Annotated in this window: 21 protein-coding genes and 2 tRNA genes; 14 read left to right on the forward strand and 9 right to left on the reverse strand. The window is 42.7% G+C overall.

The features are described 5' to 3' along the window. Positions 1-1,023: a phytoene/squalene synthase family protein gene (locus V1L52_RS05865; protein WP_428771559.1), complete on the reverse strand. Its 1,023-nt coding sequence runs from the start codon at positions 1,021-1,023 to the stop codon at positions 1-3. Further along, positions 1,004-2,539: a phytoene desaturase family protein gene (locus V1L52_RS05870; protein ID WP_428771561.1), complete on the reverse strand. Its 1,536-nt coding sequence runs from the start codon at positions 2,537-2,539 to the stop codon at positions 1,004-1,006. Before V1L52_RS05870 ends, V1L52_RS05865 begins: the two co-directional genes overlap by 20 nt. A gap of 173 nt (positions 2,540-2,712) precedes the next feature. On the opposite strand from V1L52_RS05870, the gene V1L52_RS05875 reads away from it, so the two are divergent. From V1L52_RS05875 to V1L52_RS05890, 4 genes are all read left to right on the forward strand, one after another. Continuing rightward, entirely contained in the window at positions 2,713-3,735 is a 1,023-nt protein-coding gene (locus tag V1L52_RS05875; RefSeq protein WP_428771563.1) for a C4-dicarboxylate TRAP transporter substrate-binding protein, read from the forward strand. Positions 3,736-3,828: 93 nt separating this feature from the next. Beyond that, on the forward strand, positions 3,829-4,299 hold the full coding sequence (locus V1L52_RS05880; protein WP_428771565.1) for a TRAP transporter small permease: 471 nt from the start codon (positions 3,829-3,831) through the stop codon (positions 4,297-4,299). Positions 4,300-4,325: 26 nt separating this feature from the next. Further along, positions 4,326-5,612, forward strand: coding sequence for a TRAP transporter large permease (locus tag V1L52_RS05885; RefSeq protein ID WP_428771567.1), 1,287 nt, complete (start codon positions 4,326-4,328; stop codon positions 5,610-5,612). Between the two features lie 75 nt (positions 5,613-5,687). Then, positions 5,688-6,812, forward strand: coding sequence for an Ldh family oxidoreductase (locus V1L52_RS05890; RefSeq protein WP_428771569.1), 1,125 nt, complete (start codon positions 5,688-5,690; stop codon positions 6,810-6,812). A gap of 63 nt (positions 6,813-6,875) precedes the next feature. Here the strand turns inward: V1L52_RS05890 and V1L52_RS05895 are convergent, their stop codons facing one another. After that, positions 6,876-7,670, reverse strand: a complete 795-nt coding sequence (locus tag V1L52_RS05895; RefSeq protein WP_428771571.1) for a hypothetical protein — start codon at positions 7,668-7,670, stop codon at positions 6,876-6,878. Between the two features lie 65 nt (positions 7,671-7,735). On the opposite strand from V1L52_RS05895, the gene V1L52_RS05900 reads away from it, so the two are divergent. The 4 genes from V1L52_RS05900 to V1L52_RS05915 are packed head-to-tail and all read left to right on the forward strand — an operon-like array spanning position 7,736 to position 12,656. After that, positions 7,736-8,662, forward strand: coding sequence for a ribonuclease Z (locus V1L52_RS05900; protein ID WP_428771573.1), 927 nt, complete (start codon positions 7,736-7,738; stop codon positions 8,660-8,662). Position 8,663: 1 nt separating this feature from the next. Further along, positions 8,664-9,380, forward strand: a complete 717-nt coding sequence (locus V1L52_RS05905) for an ABC transporter ATP-binding protein (protein WP_428771574.1) — start codon at positions 8,664-8,666, stop codon at positions 9,378-9,380. Then, positions 9,377-11,653: a Gldg family protein gene (locus V1L52_RS05910; RefSeq protein WP_428771576.1), complete on the forward strand. Its 2,277-nt coding sequence runs from the start codon at positions 9,377-9,379 to the stop codon at positions 11,651-11,653. Before V1L52_RS05905 ends, V1L52_RS05910 begins: the two co-directional genes overlap by 4 nt. A 1-nt stretch (position 11,654) precedes the next feature. Beyond that, a complete protein-coding gene (locus tag V1L52_RS05915) occupies positions 11,655-12,656 on the forward strand; it encodes a hypothetical protein (RefSeq protein WP_428771578.1) in 1,002 nt (333 codons plus the stop codon). Positions 12,657-12,666: 10 nt separating this feature from the next. Here the strand turns inward: V1L52_RS05915 and V1L52_RS05920 are convergent, their stop codons facing one another. After that, the gene (locus V1L52_RS05920; RefSeq protein ID WP_428771580.1) at positions 12,667-13,527 is read right to left on the reverse strand and encodes a hypothetical protein; all 861 of its coding nucleotides are present in this window, start codon (positions 13,525-13,527) and stop codon (positions 12,667-12,669) included. Positions 13,528-13,589: 62 nt separating this feature from the next. On the opposite strand from V1L52_RS05920, the gene V1L52_RS05925 reads away from it, so the two are divergent. Continuing rightward, on the forward strand, positions 13,590-13,928 hold the full coding sequence (locus V1L52_RS05925; protein ID WP_428771582.1) for a hypothetical protein: 339 nt from the start codon (positions 13,590-13,592) through the stop codon (positions 13,926-13,928). 92 nt (positions 13,929-14,020) lie between these two features. Here the strand turns inward: V1L52_RS05925 and V1L52_RS05930 are convergent, their stop codons facing one another. From V1L52_RS05930 to V1L52_RS05950, 5 genes are all read right to left on the reverse strand, one after another. Next, on the reverse strand, positions 14,021-14,962 hold the full coding sequence (locus tag V1L52_RS05930; RefSeq protein ID WP_428771584.1) for a CehA/McbA family metallohydrolase: 942 nt from the start codon (positions 14,960-14,962) through the stop codon (positions 14,021-14,023). Continuing rightward, complete coding sequence (locus V1L52_RS05935) at positions 14,963-15,436, reverse strand: hypothetical protein (RefSeq protein WP_428771586.1); 474 nt, start codon at positions 15,434-15,436, stop codon at positions 14,963-14,965. A gap of 16 nt (positions 15,437-15,452) precedes the next feature. After that, on the reverse strand, positions 15,453-16,562 hold the full coding sequence (locus tag V1L52_RS05940) for an ABC transporter ATP-binding protein (protein WP_428771588.1): 1,110 nt from the start codon (positions 16,560-16,562) through the stop codon (positions 15,453-15,455). Between the two features lie 15 nt (positions 16,563-16,577). Further along, positions 16,578-18,272: an ABC transporter permease gene (locus V1L52_RS05945; RefSeq protein WP_428771590.1), complete on the reverse strand. Its 1,695-nt coding sequence runs from the start codon at positions 18,270-18,272 to the stop codon at positions 16,578-16,580. A gap of 73 nt (positions 18,273-18,345) precedes the next feature. Then, on the reverse strand, positions 18,346-19,386 hold the full coding sequence (locus V1L52_RS05950) for an ABC transporter substrate-binding protein (protein WP_428771592.1): 1,041 nt from the start codon (positions 19,384-19,386) through the stop codon (positions 18,346-18,348). A gap of 186 nt (positions 19,387-19,572) precedes the next feature. Between V1L52_RS05950 and V1L52_RS05955 the strand changes: the two genes are divergently transcribed. The 5 genes from V1L52_RS05955 (at position 19,573) to V1L52_RS05975 (ending at position 23,300) form a co-directional block, all read left to right on the forward strand. Then, positions 19,573-20,391: a DeoR/GlpR family DNA-binding transcription regulator gene (locus V1L52_RS05955; protein WP_428771594.1), complete on the forward strand. Its 819-nt coding sequence runs from the start codon at positions 19,573-19,575 to the stop codon at positions 20,389-20,391. 193 nt (positions 20,392-20,584) lie between these two features. Next, positions 20,585-22,147 carry a UDP-N-acetylmuramate--L-alanine ligase gene (murC, locus tag V1L52_RS05960; RefSeq protein ID WP_428771596.1) on the forward strand — a complete coding sequence of 521 codons (1,563 nt, stop codon included), beginning with the start codon at positions 20,585-20,587 and terminating at the stop codon, positions 22,145-22,147. Between the two features lie 10 nt (positions 22,148-22,157). Then, positions 22,158-23,027, forward strand: coding sequence for a YicC/YloC family endoribonuclease (locus V1L52_RS05965; RefSeq protein ID WP_428771598.1), 870 nt, complete (start codon positions 22,158-22,160; stop codon positions 23,025-23,027). Positions 23,028-23,074: 47 nt separating this feature from the next. Further along, positions 23,075-23,148: transfer RNA gene (locus V1L52_RS05970), tRNA-Arg, on the forward strand. Between the two features lie 79 nt (positions 23,149-23,227). Next, positions 23,228-23,300: transfer RNA gene (locus V1L52_RS05975), tRNA-Pro, on the forward strand.

Raw genomic sequence — 23,300 nt, forward strand, 5'->3', positions numbered from 1 at the left:
TTATCCGTCCTTTAAAATTTTCGGCGCCTGAAGGCGCTCGGTTTGCCTGATAATTTTTTTTGCCTTTATGATGAGTTTCAACTTTGTCAATTTTGATGATGCGCAGCGTTTTGAAAAACAGTTATACCCGTTTTTTCGCACCTCATCTTCAATACTGTGATATATAAGAGATGCCGCCGCTACGGAAAGCCGGCATGAGCTTTGAAAATACATAAGATATTTTTCACAGTCCGTATAAAAGCCGTTTCCGAGCATAGCCAGCTGTTCCCACAATGCCCTAAAGTTTGAAGGTACTTCGATGTTTCCCTTTAATGACATATCGGCGATGTTTTTAATGTCATGTTTTGTGAGATTGTGCCGGCTCATCATGTTTTGCGGAAGGTAAAGGCGGTTACGTGTGAGTATGTCTTCTCCCACATCGCGCAAAATATTGGTTATTTGCATACCGATGCCGAGGTTTTCGCAGGCGCAAAGAAAGCGCCCGTCTTGAGCCGCTTGCGCCTTATCCGCCAATACGGGGGCGAGCATTAGTCCTACCGAGCCTGCAACGAGGCGGCAGTATTCGATAAGTTCATCGCCTGTTTGAATATCTTTAAAATGAAGGTCGAGCCTTTGCCCCCGTATTTGGGCTAAAAACCCGTCTTTCGGAATTGCAAACCTGTGTACCGTATCGGAAAAGGCGGGCCACCAAAGTTCGTTCCGGACTTCCCGATCCGTACAGGTACCGTTTCCCGCCGCAGCCGTCTTTTTTTGACTTCCGTAAAGCGACAGGACGGCGCTTTCAAGACCGTCCAAAAGCTTTTCCGTTTCGGCTTGAGGGCGCAGACTTCCCGTATCGTCTACAAGATCGTCGGCATAGCGGCAAAAGGCATAGACTGCGGCGACGGCGTTAAAACGTTCTTCGCTTAAACGCGAAAAGGCACGGTAAAAACTTTTTGCCCTGTCTTTTATAACCGCCTCAGCCGCCCGATAGGACGGCGCAAGATTCAGCGGCCCCGTATCTTCAGTTTTTGCCGCGGTCATCGGGATTGTCTTTTCGCAGCTCGGATGCGCATATTTTTCCGCCTTCAATCGCAATCGGTACGCCCGCTCCCGGATGAGTGCTGCTTCCCGTAAAATACAGGCCTTGGCAGTGTTTTGCCTTCGATTGGGGACGAAGGTGATTGCTTTGCCGTAAGGTCGGCTGGAGACCGAAGGTTGCACCGTAATGGGCGTTAAAGCGGTTTTTAAAATCGTTCGGGGTAAATACGTGTTCCGAAACGATTTCTTTTTTAAGGTTTTCAAGCCCCGGAACGGACTTAAGTGATTCGAGGGCTTTTTCACGGTAATAATCGACGGTTTTTGCGTCCCACTCGTATTTTACGGTTTTAAGTTCGGATACCGGTATTAAAAGGTAAAAGCTTGCCTTTCCCTTCGGAGCCGTGTCCGGATCCGCATTCGAAGGCACGTGAAGATATATTGACGGATCTTTAAGCAAATCGCCCGTAAAAATCGATGAGAGGTTATCGTCCAAATCTTCGGATATGACAAAGTTGTGTACGCTTAAATCCTTATGCGGCTTTTTTACGGCCCAATAAAATACCAAACAGGAACACGAATAATCCATGTTTTTAATTTTTTCCGCCGTGTATGTTCCGCGCGTTTTTTCATCGTCAATCAATTCGCTCATCGTGTAGGGAAAGTCGGCATCCGAAATAACATAGGGCGCTTCTACCGTCTTGCCCTTTACGCGGACTCCCTTTACCTTTGAGTTTTCTATAAGGATTTTTTCGACGGGACTGTTATAATGAATCTTTCCGCCCAATTCTTTAAAGAGCTTGGCCATTTGTTCGGCCATTGTGTACATTCCGCCCTTTATAAACCATATGCCGTAAAAAAGTTCAATCATCGGAATGATATTATAAAGAGAGGGGCCTTTTTTGGGCGAAACTCCTATATACAGGGTTTGAAAACTGAACATACTGTGCAAGTCCGCATCCGGTATAAAAGACGCCATCATTTTATCGGCACTGTCAAAGGTTTTTAATTTGAGCGCCTGATACAGGGTATAGGGATTATACATATCCGTCGCTTTTCTGAACGGCCGGCTTATAAAATGTTTTACGGCGACAAGATAACGCTTGTATATTTCGCTCAAATATGATAAAAGTCCTGCCGAATTTTCGGTTCCCTTGGCTTCGGCCATATTCATTAAATCGACAAGATTGTTATTGACTTTATAATGACGGGGAGGGGCTTTTTCGCAAGAACCCTGCGAAGATTGCTTAAAATATACTTCGTACATGGGGTCAAGACGCGTCATAGGTATGTAGTCGTCCGGATTTTTGCCTGCAAGCTCGAACACTTCGCGGTATACGCTCGGCATCATAACAATGGTAGGTCCTACATCGAAACGGTGGCCGTCCTCATGTATCGGATGCATTTTGCCGCCGCTTACCTTTTCTTTTTCGTAAATTTCGACTTCATAGCCCGCATGCTGCAAGCGTATTGCAGCCGAAAGACCGCCCATTCCGGCGCCTATAACGATAATCTTTTTCATCTTAATCTCCCTCTATACTCGCGGATACTATATGTACAAAAAAGATTTTTTGTCAATCGTCAATAGCTCTGATTTTTGATAAATTATACTTGGGCGCCCGCATTTCTCTATTAAAGAGAATTGACAGCCTCATATTTCTGTGGGATAATAATAGGGCTTGGAGGCCAAAGAATATGAAAAAAATGTTGATTGTATGTTTATGTGCAGCGGTTTTGTTTGCTGCGGGATGCACCAAAGGCAAGGCATCGAGCAAAGAAATTAAACCGCGTGTAATTAAGGTCAGTACGAAATTTGTTGACGACGAACAAACCGTAAAGTCATTGGTCAAAGTCGTAAAAGCTATTAACGAACGGAGCAAGGGCAGCCTTGAACTCCAGCTTTTTACAAGCGGAACCCTTCCCATCGGTAAGGACGGTATGGAACAGGTTGCAACCGGCTCCGATTGGATTTTGGTTGACGGAGTAAACTTTTTGGGCGATTACGTTCCCGATTACAATGCGGTTACCGGCCCGATGCTCTACCAATCCTTTGATGAATATTTAAAGATGATGCGGACCCCGCTTGTTCAGGAATTGAATGCGGCCGCCGAAGAAAAGGGTATTAAGGTTTTGTCCCTCGATTGGCTGTTCGGTTTCAGAAGTATGATTACCAAAAAACCTATCCGCGTTCCCTCCGATATGAAGGGCTTAAAAATCCGCGTTCCCACAAGCCAGCTGTACACCTTTACGATTGAAGCGCTCGGCGGTAACCCGATTGCCATGCCCTATCCGGATACCTATGCGGCCTTACAGCAGGGCGTTATCGACGGTATTGAAGGCTCCATCATGACCCTGTACGGAACCAAGCAGTACGAAAACGTAAAAGAAGTTTCCTTAACAAGACACCTTTTGGGTGTTTCGGCCGTTTGTATTTCGGATAAATGCTGGAAAAGCTTAACGGATGAACAGCGCACGATTATTCAGGAAGAAGTAAATAGGGGTGCCGAGGACAATTTACGTGAGACAATCAAGCTTGAAGCCGAATACGAAGTTAAATTAAAGGAACTCGGCGTTACCTTCCACGAAGTCGATGCCGATGCTTTTAACAAGGTTGTTGCTCCCGTATATTCCAAATTCCCCAAATGGTCGGAAGGAATTTACGATAAAATCATGGAAAATCTTACCCGGGTCAGAGAAGACATTAAAAACGGAAAATAAAACCGTATAAAATTGACGGGCTGCCGAAACGTCTGTGTTGTTTTAGGCGGCCCGTTTTTAACAGTCTTCACTTGTATCGATATGGAGCGTATAATGAAAGAGTTTTTAAAAAAATTCGAATTATATATCGGCAGTGTTTTTATAGCCGTGACGGTTATCGTTGTCGTTATGAACGTATTTACCCGGTATGTGTTGAAATTTACCTTTTTTTGGGCCGAAGAGCTTGCAGTAGGCTGTTTTGTGTGGACCATCTTTTTGGGAACCGCCGCAGCCTATAAAGAAAAAGCCCTCATAGGAGTTGAAGCCCTTGTTGTTTTGCTGCCTCAAAAGGGCAGAAATATTTTAGCCTTTTTTACCTATCTTCTGCTTTTGGTATTGTGCAGCGTTATGCTCTATTTCAGCTTTACCTATGTGTCATCTTCTTCAAAAATAACTGCCGCATTGGAAGTATCCTATGCCTATATCAATACGTCGATTATTATTTCCTTTGCTTTGATGACGATTTACACCCTTGTTTTTGTCGTAAAAAGTTTTAAAAAAGCTTTTTTAAGTAAACCGAATTAAAAATCCGTCCTTATGCAGGAGAGTGTATGGAATCGTTTTATCCGATTATTATTTTGTTTATTCTGTTTTTTTTGGATATTCCTATCGGCTTTGCCCTTATCGGTTCGTCCCTGTTTTATTTTATTTTTTTGAACAATACGATGCCGATGAACATGGTTATTCAGCAATTCGTTACCTCGATAGAGTCCTTTCCGTATTTGGCCGTTCCGCTTTTTATTATGGTCGGCTCGGTTATGAATTATTCGGGCATAAGCGAACAGCTGATGAATATGGCCGAAGTATTGGCCGGCCATATGAAAGGAGGTCTTGCACAGGTTAACTGTATTTTAAGCGCCCTGATGGGAGGTATTTCCGGTTCGGCAAATGCGGATGCGGCGATGGAATCCAAAATTCTGGTTCCGGAAATGATAAAAAAAGGCTTTTCAAAACCCTTTTCGGCTGCCATTACCGCGGCTTCTTCGGCCGTCAGTCCCGTTATTCCTCCGGGCACAAACCTTATTTTGTACGCATTGATTGCAAACGTTCCGGTCGGCGATATGTTTCTTGCAGGCTATACGCCCGGTATTTTGATGACGGTGAGCTTAATGATTGCGGTTCACATCGTTTCGGTAAAACGGGACTATGCCCCCTCGCGCGCGCGCCGGGCAACCTTTAAAGAAATCGGAAAACAATCGCTTAAATCGATTTGGGCTCTTGCAATTCCCTTCGGTATTATTCTCGGCATGAGAATCGGTATGTTTACGCCGACGGAAGCCGGAGGCATTGCCGTACTGTTTTGCTTTATCGTAGGATTTTTTATATATAAAAAGCTGAAACCGCGCCACATACCCCTTATTTTAATGGAAACGGTTAAAAGTACCGGTGCGGTTATGATTATTATTGCAAGTGCAAAGGTTTTCGGTTATTATTTAACTCTTGAGCGGATTCCGCAAATGATTACCGAAATGTTGATGAATTTTACGTCAAATCCTTTTATTCTGCTTATGGTAATAAACGTGCTTTTGTTATTTATCGGCATGTTTATCGAAGGGGGTGCCGCCCTTGTTATTTTAGCGCCTCTTTTGGTTCCTGCCGTAAAAGCTTTGGGTGTGGATCCCCTGCATTTCGGCGTTATTTTTATCGTCAACATTATGATCGGGGGCCTCACCCCTCCGTTCGGTTCCATGATGTTTACGGTTTGTTCCATTGTGAATGTAAAGCTTGAAGAGTTTTTAAAAGAGATTTGGCCCTTTATTATAGCTCTTTTATGCGTATTATTGTTGGTAACATATTCAAAAACTGTTGCCTTGTTTATTCCGAATTTATTTGTATAATAAGCGGACAGGAGTGCCGATTATTATATCGAAAAACAATAATTTCAAATTGATTTTGAAGTGGAGGTAAAGAAAATGGCGTATGAAGATGCCTACAAAGACTGCATTTGGATGGATTTTGCCTATCTTGAAAAATTCATGACCGATGCTCTGGAAGCCGCGGGTGTTCCCGAAAAAGATGCGAAAATCATCGGCGACGTATTGATTGAATCGGATAAAAGAGGAATCGATTCTCACGGTATCGGACGGTTAAAACCGATTTATATCGACCGCATTCAAGCCGGTATTTTAAACCCGGTTACAAAGATCGATGTTTTAAAAGACGATAAAACCGCCGCCGTTTTGGACGGCAATAACGGTATGGGACACGTTGTTTCTCACAAAGCTATGGAGATGGCAATCGCCAAGGCAAAGGAATACGGTATGGGTATGGTTGCGGTTACAAACTCCACCCACTACGGTATCGCCGGTTACTATGTAACGATGGCAACTCAAGCCGGTATGATAGGCATTACCGGAACAAACGCCCGTCCCTCGATTGCTCCGACATTCGGCGTTGAAAACATGCTCGGAACAAACCCCTTAACCTTCGGTATGCCCACCGATGAAGAGTTTCCCTTTGTATTGGACTGCGCAACGTCGGTAAGTCAGCGCGGAAAAATCGAAGTATACGGCCGGGCCGGAAAAGAACTTCCCAAAGGCTGGGTAATCGACGAAAACGGCAATACGAGAACCGACACACAGCAGGTTTTGGTCGACTTAACCAAGGGTAAGGCCGCTTTAACGCCGCTGGGAGGCTTGGGAGACGAAACGGGAGGCTATAAGGGCTTCGGTTATGCAACCGTTGTGGAAATCCTTTGTGCGGCCCTTCAAAACGGCCCCTTTTTGAAGGCCCTTAACGGAATCGATGAAAACGGCAAGCAGATTCCCTATCCTTTGGGACACTTTTTTATCGCCATCGACCCCGAACGCTTTATGGGCTTGGAAGTCTTTAAAAAAGTTACCGGCGGTATTTTACGCGAATTGCGTGCGTCAAGAAAGGCTCCCGGTCACGACAGAATCTATACCGCAGGAGAAAAAGAGCACCTTGCCTGGCTGTACCGCAAAGAGCACGGATGCCCCGTTCCCCCGTCTTTGCAAAAGGTAATGATCGATTTGAGAAACCATTACAAAATGGATTATAAGTTCGATTTCGAATAAGGTGTGATTTTTCCTACAACCTTGAAAACGCCGATTGCGGTTTAAATCCGCAGTCGGCGTTTTTTAGTCTGCCAGGTTCAATTCGGTACTTGTTATACAGCGCATGCCGCGCTTTTCCATGTCTTCAACAAAGAGTTTGGCGTGTTTTTCAAAACCCGCAACAGGTGTGGTACAATCGGAAAGCAGTGTCAAAGAAGAAGGCGGTATATAGGCCGTTAAATCGCGTATCGTTTGCCCGACACAGTGCGACAGGGCTTCTCCTGCGATGATAATGCGGTCGGCTTTTTTTAATCGGTTTATGAGGGAAAAATTCATATGGGTTGAAGGGTCATCGGGATCGGGGACTTCCGACTGAAGTACGCTGTAATGTTCGGTATATGCGTTCAGCGACTTTATAATAAAATCGGCTTTAAGCATGGGTCTGCTGAGTTCCCATGCATGACCGGCCTCCCATACCCGCTTTTCCATCATCATTCCGTATGAGCCCATGAGACAATGGGGCGGCCAAAGAATAAGGGTGTGCCTTCCGCGGGCTTCGAGTTCCTGCAGGTATTTTTCGACCCGTTTTTCGGCATCCGGATCAACCGGACGGAATTTTCCCCGGGTATAGTCATCGTAGGTAATTTCGGTAAAATCCGGCGGGATGTTTCCGTTTGCATCCCTCCAAAATACGGCATGTGCTATGTGATATGCACAATGCGAATCGAAGGTTGCATATATTGAATGGATGTATGCTCCGTTTGTTTGAATAAACCGTGCCGTATTGGCACAATTTTCGACTGCACCGGGAATATAAAGCGAACCCTCAGGAGTGCAAAAATCGTTTTGCATATCTATGAGCAAGAGCGCATTATTCATAGCCCCAGTATACCCCCTTTAAGAGCGCTTGTCAATGATTCCGTTTTTAAGCTATACTGAAGCATATGAATCTTGAAGCTTTTGTATTGGGATGCGGCGGAATGATGCCCCTTCCGTACCGTCATTTAACATCGGTGCTGCTCAGGCGCGAAGGGCAGCTTTTTTTATTCGACGGCGGAGAAGGGACTCAAGTGTCGCTTCGCCGGCTTAATCTCAAATGGAAAAAAATAAATGCGATTTTTGTCAGCCACACCCATGCCGATCATGTAACGGGTCTTCCGGGAATATTGATGCTCTCGTCGCAGGTAGAGCGCGATGAGCCCCTCTATATTTACGGGCCGCCTAAAATCGCCGAATATATAGAATCGAGCCGCTCCGTCCTCGACATGTACATCAATTATCCGATTATCGTTAAGGAAATAGAAGCCCCCTGCATATGTTATGAAGGCGACGGTTTTTATGTGCGCGCCTTTCCCCTCAAGCATACAAAAACCTGCGTCGGCTATACTTTGGAAGAATTGGACAGACCCGGCGAGTTTAAGCCCGAAAAGGCTAAGGAGCTGGGGGTTCCCGTCGGCCCCCTGTGGTCGAAACTCCAGCACGGGGAAAGCGTCGTTACTCCCGACGGAAAAGAAGTGTCGCCCGATGAGGTGTTGGGGCCCGCACGCAGAGGAAGAAAGTTCAGCTATGTAACCGATACCCTCTATCTTCCCTCGATAGCAAAAGAGGTGCGCGGTTCGGACTTATTGATTTGTGAGGGAATGTTTACAAAGGAATTTGAAGATCAGGCGGCCGAAAAAAAGCACATGACGTCTACTCAGGCGGCGACAATCGCAAAGGATGCTCAAGCCGATAAGCTCGGCCTTATTCATTACAGCCCGCGCTATACGGACAGTGAGTTAAAACAGCTTTTGACCGAAGCTCAATCGGTTTTTAAAGAAACGGTTCTTACAAAAGACAGGATGATATTCGACATTCCCTATAAGGACTAAGATGATTGTATTGGAGAATTTTTCAAAAAGCTACGGCCGGCATACGGCGGTCGAAAACCTCTCCTTTAGCGCCGAAAGTGCATGTATTACCGCCCTTGCCGGTTTAAACGGGGCGGGAAAAACCACCGTTTTAAAGGCGATATGCGGTATTCACCGTGCGGATTCGGGACTTGTTTCGGTAAACGGTATCGATACGGCCGAAAATCCCGTGGAGGCCGCTTCTCTTATAGGTTTTATGAGCGAACATGCGGTGTTCCCGCCCTTTTTTACGGTATACGAGTTTTTATACGGAGAAGCCCTTATACTCTGTGAAGCGCAAAAAGCCGCCGGGAATCTTGAGCGCGTTATGTCTTTGTGCGATTTGGAAGCTTTGGCAAACAGAAAAATCGCTTCTCTTTCAAACGGCGAAAAAAAACGCACCGCTTTGGCGCGCAGCCTCTTAAGCGACCCTGAAATCTTAATCCTCGATGAACCGGCTTCGGGTTTGGACCCTGCACAAAGCGCCCGTATGCGCTCTCTTATCGCCGCTGCGGGAAAAACAAAAACCGTTTTATTTTCGACCCACCTTATTCACGAAATGGAAAATCTGTGCACTGAAATCGTTATACTGCATAAGGGACGTCTTGCCGCACAGGGAAGCGTTTCGTCTTTGTGTGTGCAAACGGGTGCGGATAATTTGGAAACGGCTTTTTTACGCATAACCGGAGAAGAGCATTGATTGATAAACGATTTAAAGCCCTTTTACGCCGCGATTTATTTTCTCTTGTCCTTAATCCTGCTGCCCGTCTAAGCGGCATTTTTTTTACCCTTTTTTGTTTTATAAACTTTTTTATCTTCGCCCGTTTTTTTGTTCCCCTTGCAGGCTCAACCGATATGAGAACTTTTTTTGCACCTATGCCTTTTTTATCGATTGTGTGCATTCCGGCCTTAACCGTAAGCCTCTGGACTTCCTATGAGCGCTCTGCAGTGCTTCCCCTGTGCGCTTCTATGCGCATACTTTCAAAGTGGCTTTCGGCCCTTGTTTTTATATCCTTTTTTTTGCTTGTATCGTCGGCGGTGCCTCTTGCCGCATCCTTTTTCGGCAGGGTGGAGTATTCGGTTGTGCTTACGGGCTTTTTCGGTATCTTATCGGTTTTTTCGGCCCTTATTGCCCTCGGACTCTTTGTGTCCCTGGTTTTCCGCTCGAAGGCTTTGAGTTTTTCGCTTTCCGCTCTTTTGTTTGCTCTCTTTTCATTCGTTCATCTCGGCTCCTCGTTCAGCACATCTTCGACCGTACAAGAGCTGCTGCGGTTTTTGTCTTTTTCGCGGCATTTCGATGCGGCGGGAAAGGGGATTATAGACAGCCGCGGCTTTTTGTTTTTTGCATGTTTTACGTTTTTATTTTTAAGTTTAAGCGCCTTTGTTGTCGAATACGGACGGTATTCGGCATATTCAAAAAGCCCTTATAAAAAAGCCCTGACGGTAAAATACGCTGCACTTTTTATATTTGCCTTACTGTGCTTGTGGAACAGCCGCATCTTTTATTTCCGTATCGATGTAACCTCGGACAAAAGATACAGCCTGTGCGATGTAAGTAAAAGGGCTTTTTCTTTTTTGGAAAATCCTTTGACGATTTCCTATTATCTTTCTCCCGAACTTGAAAGCGCCTATCCTGCAATCGGCGAGGTAAAAGAGTTTTTATACAATTATGCGGACTTATCAAAGACTGTTGCCGTCCGCACCGTGCGTGTAAAAAGCGAAGAAGATAAAAAAGAGGCGCAAAATGCGGGTATTTTCCCCGAAGTTTTGGATAAAGAGCTTTTGTTCGGCACAAGATACGAAGAAGGGGAAGGAAGGGAAGCTCTTGTCGTGTATTCGGGGATTGTGCTTGAGTATGAAGATAAGTCGGTTCCCATTCCCTTTGTGCTTACTCCCTTTAATGTCGAATTCAATATAGCCGATGCTCTTCCTCTTTTAACCGCTTCGGAAAAACTTGAGCGTCCGAGACGAAGCGTACAGCTTATTGCGGCAAACTATACAAGCCTCGATGGGGAATATCCCTATCTTGTACCCTGGCTCGAAGGGGCGGGCTTTAGCGTAAATGTAATACCGATGATTGAACGCGATGAGCTTTTCAGCCGTATGGATATGCCGCTTATAATCATCGGCTCATCTCTTTTGGATGAAGCCCAATGCGAAATTATCGACGATTTTTCAGCTTCCGGCGGTTCCATACTCTGTGCAGTAAGCGCCCATGAAGCGGATTTGGAGCGCTGGAAACTGAGCCCCCTCGGTTCCGATCCCTTTTTAAGGCTGCTTAAAAAACGGGGCATTTCCATTCTTCCTCCAATCGTCGCGGACGAACGCTGTGCCCGCATTCGTCTGCTGCGTCAACAAAGCGGCGGAATGCAAAGCGGCGATGTTGAAGCCTATGAAGAAATCGCCTATCCTTGTTTTGTAAAAATCGGCGCCGAATATGCGCTTAAAACGCATCCGGTTACCGCATCATTCGGCGGGCTCGATTTGTTTTGGCCCTCGTATATGGAAACCGAGCATCGGGTTTTGGCTCATACAAGTGATCGCTCCTATGTGCAGTATCCCGAATACCGTACGGATCCTCTTTCAGCGGCCGATTTTATACCTGAAAAAAGACAAAGCTTCCCGGCCGTTTGCGCCGTCGAACCGGAGGACTACGATTTCTCTTTTGCAGGGGGCCGTATGATTGTCGTACCCGATGAATATTTTTTATCGCGTATGGTCGAATACACAAACGCCATGTATAATTTCGATTTTGCCGTAAATGCGCTTTTATGGCTTGCAGGCGAAGAGGATTTACTGTCGATAAAAAACCGCGCCTTTAGCGATTACCGCGTAAAAGCGTCAAATTCGGGCGAATTTGCACGGAAAGCGCGTACAACGCTTATCCTGCTTTTTGCATGGTTTTGTGCGGTTTTTGCCGCGGCTTTTATTGTATTGTGTTTTTACCGCAAAAAATGCCGTTTTGAGGGCTGAAATGCATAAAAAAAAGCGGCTTACTTATATCTTATACGGACTCTGTGTCGTGCTTTTGTGTACGGCTGTTGCCGGAAGCATAGCCCGTAAAAACGGTAAAAATCTTAAAGAAACAAAAACGGCCCTTTTAAACCCGAAATACGCTTACGAAGTAAATTCCGTGCGTATAAGGCCCGAAAACGCTCAAAAAGAGCTTGTTTTACGCAAAATGCGGTTCGGCTGGACGGGTGAATCCGCCGACGTACAGGGCCGAAAAATACTTTTTCCGGCCGATAATCGGCATATCGATTCTCTGATTGAAACTGCGCGAAAGATTCGCAGCATGTATATAATTTCGGACAGTAATGCTCTAAAGGGGCCAAAAAGCCCGTTTTTTGCCTCAAACGATGCTTTTTTCGATTTTTCGTTTTTACGCGATGAGAGGCTTTTTTCACGTTTTTATGTAAAAAGCGCAGCTTTCCGTGCAGGAAACCGTGCGTTTTCCCGCCTCTATATACGTCCGGTTATAAATGAAAGGCCGGCTGCAGTCTATGCCGCTCAAAGCGATTTATCCGCCTTTTTAAGTGTACAGCCGGCTGCGTGGGCCGACGGAAAATTATTTTCGGATTATGCACGGGGCGGCAAAACGGCCGACGATGTACAAAAAATTGTCTACAGCTTTTACGGCAAAGGAGGGGCACTTTCCGATCGAAAAACCTTTGCCGCAGGAGATAAGGATTTTGAGAGAGCGGTACACAATCTTTTTTCCGCGCGTACCTCACGAATAGGGGTAAAACCCGATACGGCTTTTGGGGATTCTTTTGAAAAATCCTGTGAAATAGTATGTACGTTTTCGAACGGGGAAGATGCCCGGCTTCTCATATATCCTTCAGGCGACGATTTTATTGCAGTCCCTTCCGTGCTCGATTACGCCCTGTACATAAGTGCATGGACTGCATCTTCTATCGGAATTATAAGAGGACCTCTTGCCGAACTATGGGAGGGGCCTCTTTCCGAATTATAGGAGGGCCTCTTTATCGGCGCTCGGCTTCTCCTGCGATTTTCGGATTTTGCGGCAGTTCAAGGGTTACGTTTTTTCCCTTGCTGACGGATAAAAACTCAATCAAAAGGGGATATTCGGATAAAATACGGCCGAGGCGGGACAAGCGTTCCAATTCCAAATAATCGGCGGCCGCCTGTGTTGATTGAGAAGCGGCGGTTTTTTCAAGCTTTTCTTTGAGGGCTTTTTGATAGACGCTGTATGCGCTTTGTGCCGCATTGTATAAGCCGGTGTCGGGAATGCGCAGTTCATCTATGTGAATAGAGGCAATCCGTATGCCCGGGTAGCGGTTTTCGGCATCGATTCCCCGTATAAGTTCGGCATCGGAAACGGATGCTTCAAGCACAAAGGAGGGATTTTCCAAGGCTTTGTCGAGAACAAAACGGGCCGTATCGCGGGCTATATTTTCCGTTTCTCCCGTGATATAGGCGTTCAATTCATCTTGGGAAAGGGAACCGTTTTTTTCAAAATAGGCGGGCAGGGCTTCGGGAGCAATTTGTGCATGGACGTTAATCGAAAATCGGTATGAAAAATCGGGCTTTCCTTCCAAGAGGTTTGCATACAGCTCGGCGGAGGGAAGAGCACCCGAAATTGTTTTTACGGTTGTAACGGGGATGCTTTTAAAAACATGTATGACCGTATTTGTGGGCAGTAAGGCTTCCCAGCGCCAGTTAAATTCTCCCGATTTGATGACGCGGGGGTAGACACCTCCGGTCTTCGACTGCATAACTGCATAAGTTCCTGCCGGGATTCTGAAGGGGAGCCAGCCTATCACAAATACGGCTGCCGCACATAAAACGATGATAATAAGAGACGCTATTGATTTTTTTTTCATATCCTTGCCTTGCCTAAAATCATTTCTATCGGTAGTATATAGTCTTATAAAAGGATGTGCAAGTGAAAAAGCCTAAAAACCGTAAACCCTTTCTTTTTAAAATAACGAACCGGAGTATACTCTTTTTATTTTCGCTTTCGCTCGTGCTCTTTTTTTTCTACGGAGCCGGAAACATTCAGCGGTTTTCGGAACAAAGCCTAAAGTTTTTATTGAACGCCGTAAGCATTTTATCGGCTTCGCTTTTGGTTTTTATTGTTGCCGGTCTGGCGCAAATTTTGTGGTACGGCATAAAATTGAAAACCCTGCAATTTCTGGGCTTTGCTTTTTTATATCTGGTGTTTGCCTTTTTTTCGGTTTTGTTTATTTTATTCGCAAGCGGCGTGATTTTTTTGTCGAAGTGAATGCTTAGGGTTCTCCCTTAAAAACTATGCTTTTTTGAAAACTATTTTATGTGAATGAAATCCGGTAATAAGAACGTGCAGAGTATAACTTTTTATTTCTTAAATGGATTTGAGATGGCCAATAAGTTTGAAAAGTCGGTATTATTTTTATATACAGATACAACTAAAAATTTCGAAAATTCTTTTATTTTTATTTTCCCCGAAAAATCATATATGATATCTTTTTTATTCTGGTCATCAAGAATAATAATCGGTTTTTCATGCAGCTTATAATCTGAATCTAGTTCAATATAGAGTTCCATATTATTATCATTTATAGTATCACCGGGATAGTAGATACTGTTATTTTTATCCAATACATAAATATTTATAAATTTATCTTTACAGATTATCATTCGTTGATATTTTATTGCCGACATAACTGCTTGTTCCAAATTTGTTTCAGATGTATCAATTCCTATATATGTGACATATTCATGTCCATGAAACGGTCTTGCATGATAATCCAATGCGCTTACGGCTCCCAAATGCAAAAAACCGGCTCGAAGTTTTTTTAACCAATATTCAATCACTATATCATTTCTGCTTCTTGCCCAATCACCGGTATTGAGGATTTCAAAATAATCAATTTTTGAATAATCATGAATGTTATACAGCCATGAACAGCTCGGTACCAGAGGGTAGCCAATCCGAATCGGATGTGCAAGGCCGCAAAGACCGTGCTTGGCATGAATATCATCAAATAATTGTTCCGGATTATCTATTTGGTAGTAGCGCCAATCAAGGTAGTCTTCTACACCCAATCCGACTACATGCCCATAATATGAAGAAATTTCATTGCCTCTAATCCCGATAATACCTTTTTCTTTACAATATTTGAGGAAAGGCGGAATACCGCTGACTGCGTTATGGTCCGTAATTGCTAAAATCCGTGCACCTCCGGCGCTTAGTTTATCTACCATTTGTTGAACGGTATCTTTACCGTCTGAATGTGTGGTATGATTATGTAATTGTGCATTTAACCAGGATATCACTTAGTTTTCTCCTATGACCGATAGTATATAATCACATTTATCTGTATAAATGCCAAAAATGTGTAAGACTAATTCATACATACCTGTTTCATTTTCCGTATTAACAAAACCGTCGGTTGTTACAGTTTTACCAAGCACAATTTGTTCCTTGCCCGGAAAGAAATGATGTTCTCCTCTCCAACCGTTAGGATCTTTAACTGCTATTGAAATTTGATTTTTTATGGGTATAGCATTTTTGATTACATTGGAAACATATGGTTCATCTGTTCTGTAAATTTGGTTTTTTAAAGCATCTTTCATCATTTTGATTAAAAAGAAATTATTTTTTTTTAAAAAGAGCGGTCTGTATGAAAAATTAATAATGATTGCTTCAAATTTTTTTTCAATTGGAAAAAGAAAAGAAACATGTGAGTAATGAAAGTATTTGTGAAATGTTCCTTCTGTTTTTAAAAGTATTTCTTTTTTGTTTTTCATATTTAATTTTTACCTCCTAATCGGCCAAGACCCTTATGCATTGATTATGGATTTCCATATATACGGTATCACCCGGCTTGTAGCGTTGGGATAGAGGCGGATTAGAGATTTCGATTGTAATATTTTCTCCATTAAAACGCCCGTCATATTCAATTCTGGATCCGAAATATACGGCTTTTGTAATAATTCCTTTTATGCCATATGAGGAATCATTCGTAAATCTTACTGCCTCAGGCCGAAATGAAATATAACACTCACTACCGTCATTGATTTTTATATGTGATTCAATCGGGATATGCATTACTTTGTCCATAACTCTAACGGTTTCTATATTTTTTTCCCTTTTTATTGCAGTAGCTTTAATAAAATTAGCTCGGCCAATAAAATTGGCAATAAATCTGCTGTTCGGATGTTCGTAAATTTCCTGAGGAGTTCCTGTTTGTTCAATTTTCCCGTCACGCATAATGACAATGCGATCGGAGATAGCCATTGCTTCACTTTGATCGTGCGTCACATATAAACTCGTAATTCCCAACCGTTTTTGTAAAGAGCGAAGTTCACTGCGCATATATTCACGGAGCTTTGCGTCAAGATTCGATAGAGGTTCATCAAATAAAAGAACACTGGGCTGAATTACGGTTGCTCGTGCTAATGCGACTCTTTGTTGCTGACCGCCGGAAAGTTGATTCGGGAAACGGTTTTCCAATCCGTTTAATTCCATTAAATCAAGTATCTGTAAAACCGCTTGTTTAATTTCCGATTTTGGAATTTTTTTTACTTTCAGACCGTATGCGACATTTTCCCATACACAAAGATGTGGAAATAATGCATAACTCTGAAAAACCATTGATACATCTCTTTTATTTGGGGGAGTAAGAGCGACATTTCGGCCTCCAATAAAAAGTTCTCCTTTTGTAGGGTATTCAAAACCGCTGATTATTCTTAAGGTTGTTGTTTTACCGCACCCGGAGGGACCAAGTAACGTGACCATTTCTCCGTCATTAATTTGTAATGAAATATTATCAACTGCGATTGTATCTTTTTTTCCATGCCACGCAGGAAAAATCTTTGTGATATCTTTTAAAACAACATCACTGCTTTTACTGTTAAACACTTGAGTTTTCATTAATTTACCCCTTATTTATAATTTGTGAACCCGCGGTTTTAATATCCAGCTTACCAAAAACTTGATAATTCCTATTGCCAGTAGAATAATAACAATCATATATACGACAAGTGCTGCCGCGTCGCTGTATTTACTTATATCGAAAAGACCGTATACTTTTGAAGTTGCTAATGGCCATTTGGGTGATGTAAGGAAAATTACAGTACTGACCGCTGTCATACTTCTGACAAAGGAAAATACAATTCCTGTAAAAAAGGGTGATTTCAGTAAGGGTAATGTTATTCTTCTAAATGTTGTAGCATTACTTGCTCCCAGAATAGTCGACGCCTCTCCTATTGATTTATCTATCTGAAGTAGTGTAGATACGCCGGATTCAATTGCTACCGAGATGTTTCTAAACATAAATGCCGCGAGTAGGATATAGGGTGTCCCCGTCAAAACTATAAAACCTGTATTAAAAGCACTGACATATCCAATACCTAGTACCGTACCCGGGATAGCAAAAGTGAGTAAGGATGAAATTTGCATAAATCTTTTTCCCGGAAATTGCTTTCGTATTGTTAAATATGCGATATAAATTCCCAAGAGGCCCGTCAGAGGCGCGGCAATTAAAGAAAGAAGTAATGATTTTTGTAAAGCTTCTTTTGCATACTTCCATGCGTATATGAAGTGAGTAATTCCGAGTGTATAATCAATGCCCCATGTTTTTGCAAATGCTCCTACGAAGACAGTTCCGTATAATAATAAAAATACAGCAGATATAAATGTACAAAATATAAAAAACGGTATTGTATTTTTTCCGTGGATTTTTCTTGTTTGAGATGTTGTTTTCCCCGTAATAGTAACAAAGCTCTTCTTTTTTAACCAGTAGCGTTGCAATAAAAATGCTGTAATTGTGGGGGCAAGAAGTACAACTGCCAATGCTGCCCCGGAGTGAAAATCATACATTCCGGTAATTGTTCGATATGCTTCTGTGGAAAGGGTTGTATAGTTTCCTCCTATTACGGCAGGATTTGAGAAATCTTCCAATGATTGGACAAAAGTAAGTAATACAGCACTAATGACGCCGGGCATTGAAAGAGGAAATGTAACTGTCCAAAAAACGTACCAGCGTGATGCACCTATGTTCATTGCGGCATCTTCAACAGATGTGTCAATTGAAGCCAGAATTCCTGTCAGTGTTAAATATGCTACAGGGAAAAAAGAAATAACTTGAATAAAAACAAGGCTTTTAAAACCGTACACGTTATTTCCTTTTATGCCTAACAGTCCATTAGTGATAATTCCTTGCCGACCAAAAAGAAAAATAATAGCAAGAGCCAGAATAAACGGAGGAGAAATAATCGGCAGTTGAATTATCGTATTAAAGAAAGCACGTCCCGGAACTTCAGTTCTGTTTATTGCAAATGCAAAGATATAACCGATTATGGTTGAAAGAATTGAAACTGTAACAGCAAGCTTAATACTGTTAATACAAGTTTTTAGATAAGTTCGTGATTTGAATATATTGATTATGTTCACAAAAGTTATTTCATTTAAATCATTTGTACATGCTAGTTTTATAATTCGGAGCATGGGATAACATACAAAAACTATCAAAAGTAAGAGTACCGCTATTATGGAAACAGCGAGTAATGGCTGACGCAGTAGTGTCCTAAATTCTGCGAATTGTAGTTTTTTCTCTTCATTTACCTTGCAATTTGCCGGCATGCAGTTAAACCTCCTTTTAGAAAATATGAGCTGTCAGAGAATTCGGCAGCTCATATTTAACAAAAAATTGTAATTATTTTAGAGATTGTGCATCATCGATAGTCGTAATAAATTTGCTAATCAATTTTTTCCTGTCCCGTCCGGATACGGCACGGTCGACGTTATATACTTTTATGTCTTGAAGAGGGATCAAACCTTTACTTACCTTTGCTTTTCTGTTTAACGGCATCCTTGAAGATCCTGAAGTTTCAAAACAATTTTGCCCTCTTTGGGAAAGCATCCAGTCTATAAAAATTTTTGCATTTTCAACCTCATCTGCCGGTCCGTTTTTTACAAGTGCTATTGCGTTGACATCAACAAATGTAGGATCGGGAAATGATATGGCTATTGGATACCCCTGGTTTTGATATTTTAATGTATCACTATCTACAGTGAGACCAATTGCAGCTTCGCCCAAAGAAACCGCAGATGGTGCCGATGAACTGGCTTTTGCATAATAGGGAACAATATTTGTTAATTTTTTAAAGTAATCGAATGCATTATCTTCGCCTAACATTTGCACCAGTGAAGTCAAGATGTTTGAAGAAACACCTGATGTAGAAGGATGTGCCATAATCACCATATCTTTAAACTTCGGATTAAGAAGAGCCTCCCATGTTGTCGGATATTGCATTTTTTGTTCTTTAAACCATTCCGTATTCACAGCAAAACAGAGTACCGCTACGCAAACAGGTTCCCATTTATTATCTTTTTCCCAATAAATATCAGGAATATTATCCAATTCCGGCGACCTATACGGTTCAAATATGCCTTCATTTGCCGCATTTATATATCCTTCCGAACCGCCGCCGCAGATGATACTGACTTGAGGATTCCCTTTTTCACTGATTACGCGCGTAATCATCTCTCCTGCCGAAAGTCTAACATAATTAATGTGTATTCCGGTATCTTTTTCAAATTCTTGACAGTATGTAGGAATTTCATCTTCCGTCCATGCAAAATACATACTTAAATTTTTTGATGCTTTACGGACGGATTTCTCATTTTGACCTCCGGCAAATAAGAGTCCTGTACTAATCACTGCAATAATCATTGCAATACCCAATTTTTTCATAATCGTCCTCCTTATGAATACTTCTTGTTCTTTCGTATCGAAAGAGTTTATGATTAATAATCATATTATATCATGTTTTTTTCTTTTTGCAACTAAAATATTGGCTATTTTCTTTCTTATTATTTTTTTTCGAAAGTCTTGCTGATATTTATTGTTTTTTTTAAAAATTTATGACATAATCATTGTATGAATAAATATATGAAACTGAACACCGGTATATTTCATATTGAAAGACGTAATCAAATTTTGGAAATGATTCGTAATAACGGCCAAATTATTGTTAAAGAGGTGGCGGAAAAATTTAATGTAACGGAAGTAACTATACGTCAAGATTTAAAGATTCTTGAGCAAAATGGATTTATAACTCGAACATACGGAGGCGCCGTTGAACGTTCACATTCATCGCTCGATAGACCTTTTGATGAACGAATGGTTAAAAATTTACCTCAAAAAATAGCTATTGCAAAAGAAGCTTTCAAACTTATAACTCCCGGGGATAGTATGTTATTCGATGGAGGTACAACATTACTTGAACTGGCAAAACTCGTCAATCAAATAACATTTCAAATTACTATTGTAACCAATTTTATTCCGCATATTCAATTTTTTGATAATTTGGAAAATATACATCTTACAATATTAGGCGGTACATATAATATTGCAAATAAAAATTTACTTGGAATGTTAACCACTGCCGCGTTGCACGATCTTTTTGTTGATAAAGCTTTTTTAAGTACAACAGGGATAGATCCGGCATACGGTATTTCGTGTACCTCCTTTGCTGAAGCCGAGTTACGAAAATGCATTTTGGAAAAATCAAAAGAAAAAATTCTGTTGGTTGACAGCAGTAAATTAGGAAAAAACAGCTTTGTGTCATGCGGAAATATTAATCAAATCGATACTGTTATTACAGATTGGGGAATAAGTGAAACTGCCGCAAATGTGTTGAAAGAGAAGAATATTAATTTAATTATAGCGAACAAAACATCTTTGGTTGATTTGTGAACCATATTTTAGTTTCCATAAGTTACAGCCATAGTATGGGATAATTTTAAAATAAAAAAAGGTATTATAGAGTATGCCCTTTTTTCGGTTTTGCTTATTTTATTCGCAAGCGGTGTGATTTTTTTGTCGAAGTGAATGCTTAGGGTTCTCCCCCTTATTGAATTTGCACCTTTTTTACGCTATACTGTCGCCAATGTCCGTTAAAAATAATCAGGCGAAAAAAGCCGATACGAATAAAGAAGCAGGCATCGCTCTTCTTTTACAAAGCGATTTAAGCGATACCCGTATCCATTTTACGGGAATAAAGGGAACGGGAATGGCGGCCCTTGTGGAAATCTGCCGGTACCGCGGCGCCCGTATAAGCGGAAGCGATGTTGCAGAGCGTTTTTATACTGACGAGGTGCTTGAGCGTCTCGGCATTACGCCGGCCCTCTTTTCATCAGACAATATCGGAAGCGATATCGACTTACTTGTCTATTCTTCCGCATATAAACCCGATGTCAATCCCGAATTGATTGCCGCCTCCGAAGCGGGAATCCCGATGCTTTTGTATACCGAAGCCCTCGGCGCCCTGTCGCGCGCTTCTTACAGCTGCGGTATTGCCGGAGTGCACGGAAAAACGACGACAACGGGGATTACGGGTATGCTCCTTAAAAGTTTGGAACTGCCCGTACAGGTACTTGCCGGAAGCATTATCCCCGGTTTTGCCGAAAACGGGGCGGGCGGAAGCTGTACCCTTAACAGGGGAAGCCGCTTTTTTGTGGCCGAAACCTGCGAATACCGGCGTCATTTTATGTCCTTTTGCCCGAAAAAAATTATTTTAACGGGTGTGGAAAGCGACCATCAGGATTATTATCCCACCTACGAAAGTATACGCGGCGCCTTTGTCGATTACTGTCTTTTATTGCCCGAAGGCGGAGAATTGATTTACTGCGCAGACGATCCGGGTGCATGCCAAACCGTTTCCATCGTAAAACAAAAGAGAGGCGATATTGTGTATACGCCCTACGGTTTTAACGCTGAAGGTGCTTACCGCCTTTCTTTGGGAAAAACCGAAGAGGGAAGGCAGTATTTTTCCCTCTCCTTATTCGATAAAGAGTTTTACATTCGTATTCCGGGAAAGCACACGGTATTGAATGCGGGGGCAGCCTGCGCCTTGACCCTTTCCCTTTATGCGGAAAATACCGGACAGACCGGCGCGCTTTCAAACGCTGAAAAAAAAGCTTTAAGTGAAAAACTGGCGGCCGGCTATGCATCTTTTACGGGCGCAAAAAGACGAAGCGAAATAATCGGCAGCCTTTATTCAAAACTCGGTAAACATATTTTGATTATGGACGATTACGCCCACCATCCGACGGCTTTAAAAACCACTATAGCGGGCTTGCGCTCTTTTTATCCCGATAGGTATATTATCGTCGATTTTATGTCTCATACCTATACGAGGACTGCCTCTCTTTTGGACGGCTTTGCTTCGTCTTTTTCTTCGGCCGATGAAGTGATTTTACATAAGATTTACGCATCCGCCCGCGAAACCTATGACGGTTCGGTAAGCGGTAAAACCCTCTACGAAAAAGTCCGCCTCAATCATAAAAAAGTTTCCTATTTTGAAGAACCTTCGGATGCCCTCGATTATCTGAGCGGGAGATTCGAAAAAACGGCCGGCGATATTCTTTTTATTACAATGGGAGCGGGCGACAATTGGAAGCTCGGCCGCCTGTTGATTGAAACACTGTCCGATGTCCGTAAAAAGAGTTAAGGAAAATTATATGAAAAGTATGACCGGCTATGCCTATGCCGAAAGCACCACGGAAAAAGCCTTTGTTTCGGCCGAAATTAAATCGGTTAATTCGCGGTATGCGGACTTTAATATCAACCTGCCCCCGTTTTTAGGCGCTTTGGAGCAGGAAATCCGCACCCTGTGTGCCCGGTATATTGTACGCGGTAAGGTCGATGTATACATCCGCGTAAAGGATTTTCAGCCCGAAATATCGGTTGAAACCGATTTACAGGCTGCAAAAAGCTATGCCGATGCCTTAAAAAAAATTGCGCACGCTTCGGGCTTAAGCGAAACCGATATTTCAGTCGGTTTAATCGCTTCGCGCGAAGGAGTGTTGACGGTCAATCAAACTTATGATACCGATGCATACCGCACTTTGATTGAACCCGTTTTTACCCGGGCTTTAAAGGATTTTTGTGCGGACAGGGAACGCGAAGGGGTAAACCTCAAGCGCGATATACTGTCCCAGCTTGCAAAGCTTGAAAACTGCGCCCGCCTGTTCGAGCAAAGCGTTCCGGAGATGGAAGAGATTTTTAAACAAAGCCTTGTAAAACGTTTTAACGAGCTTTTGGGCGATAAGGCCGACGAACAGCGCATTATGAGCGAAACTGCGGCCATGCTCGTAAAATATACGATTAACGAAGAGGTTGTGCGCCTTTTAAGCCATATCGAAGCTTTAAAGGCCGAAATAGAGCATAACGAAGCGCCCGGAAAAAAAATCGACTTTATCTGTCAGGAATTAAACCGCGAAATCAATACAATCGGCTCGAAAAATCAGATTTTAAAAATCGGTCAAAGCGTTATCGAAGCGAAGGACGCCCTCGAAAATATCCGAGAGCAAAGCCGCAATGTTGAATAAGCGCTTTACATCGGTTTGTTTTTTTGATATACTTACCGAATTGATAAGGGTTCGTAGCTCATCCGGATAGAGCAGCTGCCTTCTAAGCAGCAGGTAGGGGGTTCGAGTCCCTCCGGACCCGAAAGCTATTTTATTCTAAATAAAAGGAATTACAGTATTAAAAATCGTGCATAACATAGCATGATAGTACATAAAAACTGCGGAACGTAGCGCAGTTGGTAGCGCGTCTGCTTTGGGAGCAGAATGTCGCAGGTTCGAATCCTGTCGTTCCGA

This window comes from Treponema sp. HNW (assembly GCF_050320395.1).
Lineage (GTDB): Bacteria > Spirochaetota > Spirochaetia > Treponematales > Treponemataceae > Treponema_C.

Bases quoted from the DNA above. Each gene is read 5' to 3' on its own strand.
- V1L52_RS05905 (WP_428771574.1), top strand. From the start codon at position 8,664: ATGATTGTATTGGAGAATTTTTCAAAAAGCTACGGCCGGCATACGGCG.
- V1L52_RS05865 (WP_428771559.1), bottom strand. From the start codon at position 1,023: ATGACCGCGGCAAAAACTGAAGATACGGGGCCGCTGAATCTTGCGCCG.
- V1L52_RS05885 (WP_428771567.1), top strand. From the start codon at position 4,326: ATGGAATCGTTTTATCCGATTATTATTTTGTTTATTCTGTTTTTTTTG.
- V1L52_RS05950 (WP_428771592.1), bottom strand. From the start codon at position 19,386: ATGAAAAAATTGGGTATTGCAATGATTATTGCAGTGATTAGTACAGGA.
- murC (WP_428771596.1), top strand. From the start codon at position 20,585: ATGTCCGTTAAAAATAATCAGGCGAAAAAAGCCGATACGAATAAAGAA.
- V1L52_RS05875 (WP_428771563.1), top strand. From the start codon at position 2,713: ATGAAAAAAATGTTGATTGTATGTTTATGTGCAGCGGTTTTGTTTGCT.
- V1L52_RS05895 (WP_428771571.1), bottom strand. From the start codon at position 7,670: ATGAATAATGCGCTCTTGCTCATAGATATGCAAAACGATTTTTGCACT.
- V1L52_RS05965 (WP_428771598.1), top strand. From the start codon at position 22,158: ATGAAAAGTATGACCGGCTATGCCTATGCCGAAAGCACCACGGAAAAA.
- V1L52_RS05880 (WP_428771565.1), top strand. From the start codon at position 3,829: ATGAAAGAGTTTTTAAAAAAATTCGAATTATATATCGGCAGTGTTTTT.
- V1L52_RS05955 (WP_428771594.1), top strand. From the start codon at position 19,573: ATGAATAAATATATGAAACTGAACACCGGTATATTTCATATTGAAAGA.
- V1L52_RS05870 (WP_428771561.1), bottom strand. From the start codon at position 2,539: ATGAAAAAGATTATCGTTATAGGCGCCGGAATGGGCGGTCTTTCGGCT.
- V1L52_RS05915 (WP_428771578.1), top strand. From the start codon at position 11,655: ATGCATAAAAAAAAGCGGCTTACTTATATCTTATACGGACTCTGTGTC.
- V1L52_RS05890 (WP_428771569.1), top strand. From the start codon at position 5,688: ATGGCGTATGAAGATGCCTACAAAGACTGCATTTGGATGGATTTTGCC.
- V1L52_RS05945 (WP_428771590.1), bottom strand. From the start codon at position 18,272: ATGCCGGCAAATTGCAAGGTAAATGAAGAGAAAAAACTACAATTCGCA.
- V1L52_RS05920 (WP_428771580.1), bottom strand. From the start codon at position 13,527: ATGAAAAAAAAATCAATAGCGTCTCTTATTATCATCGTTTTATGTGCG.
- V1L52_RS05935 (WP_428771586.1), bottom strand. From the start codon at position 15,436: ATGAAAAACAAAAAAGAAATACTTTTAAAAACAGAAGGAACATTTCAC.
- V1L52_RS05900 (WP_428771573.1), top strand. From the start codon at position 7,736: ATGAATCTTGAAGCTTTTGTATTGGGATGCGGCGGAATGATGCCCCTT.
- V1L52_RS05940 (WP_428771588.1), bottom strand. From the start codon at position 16,562: ATGAAAACTCAAGTGTTTAACAGTAAAAGCAGTGATGTTGTTTTAAAA.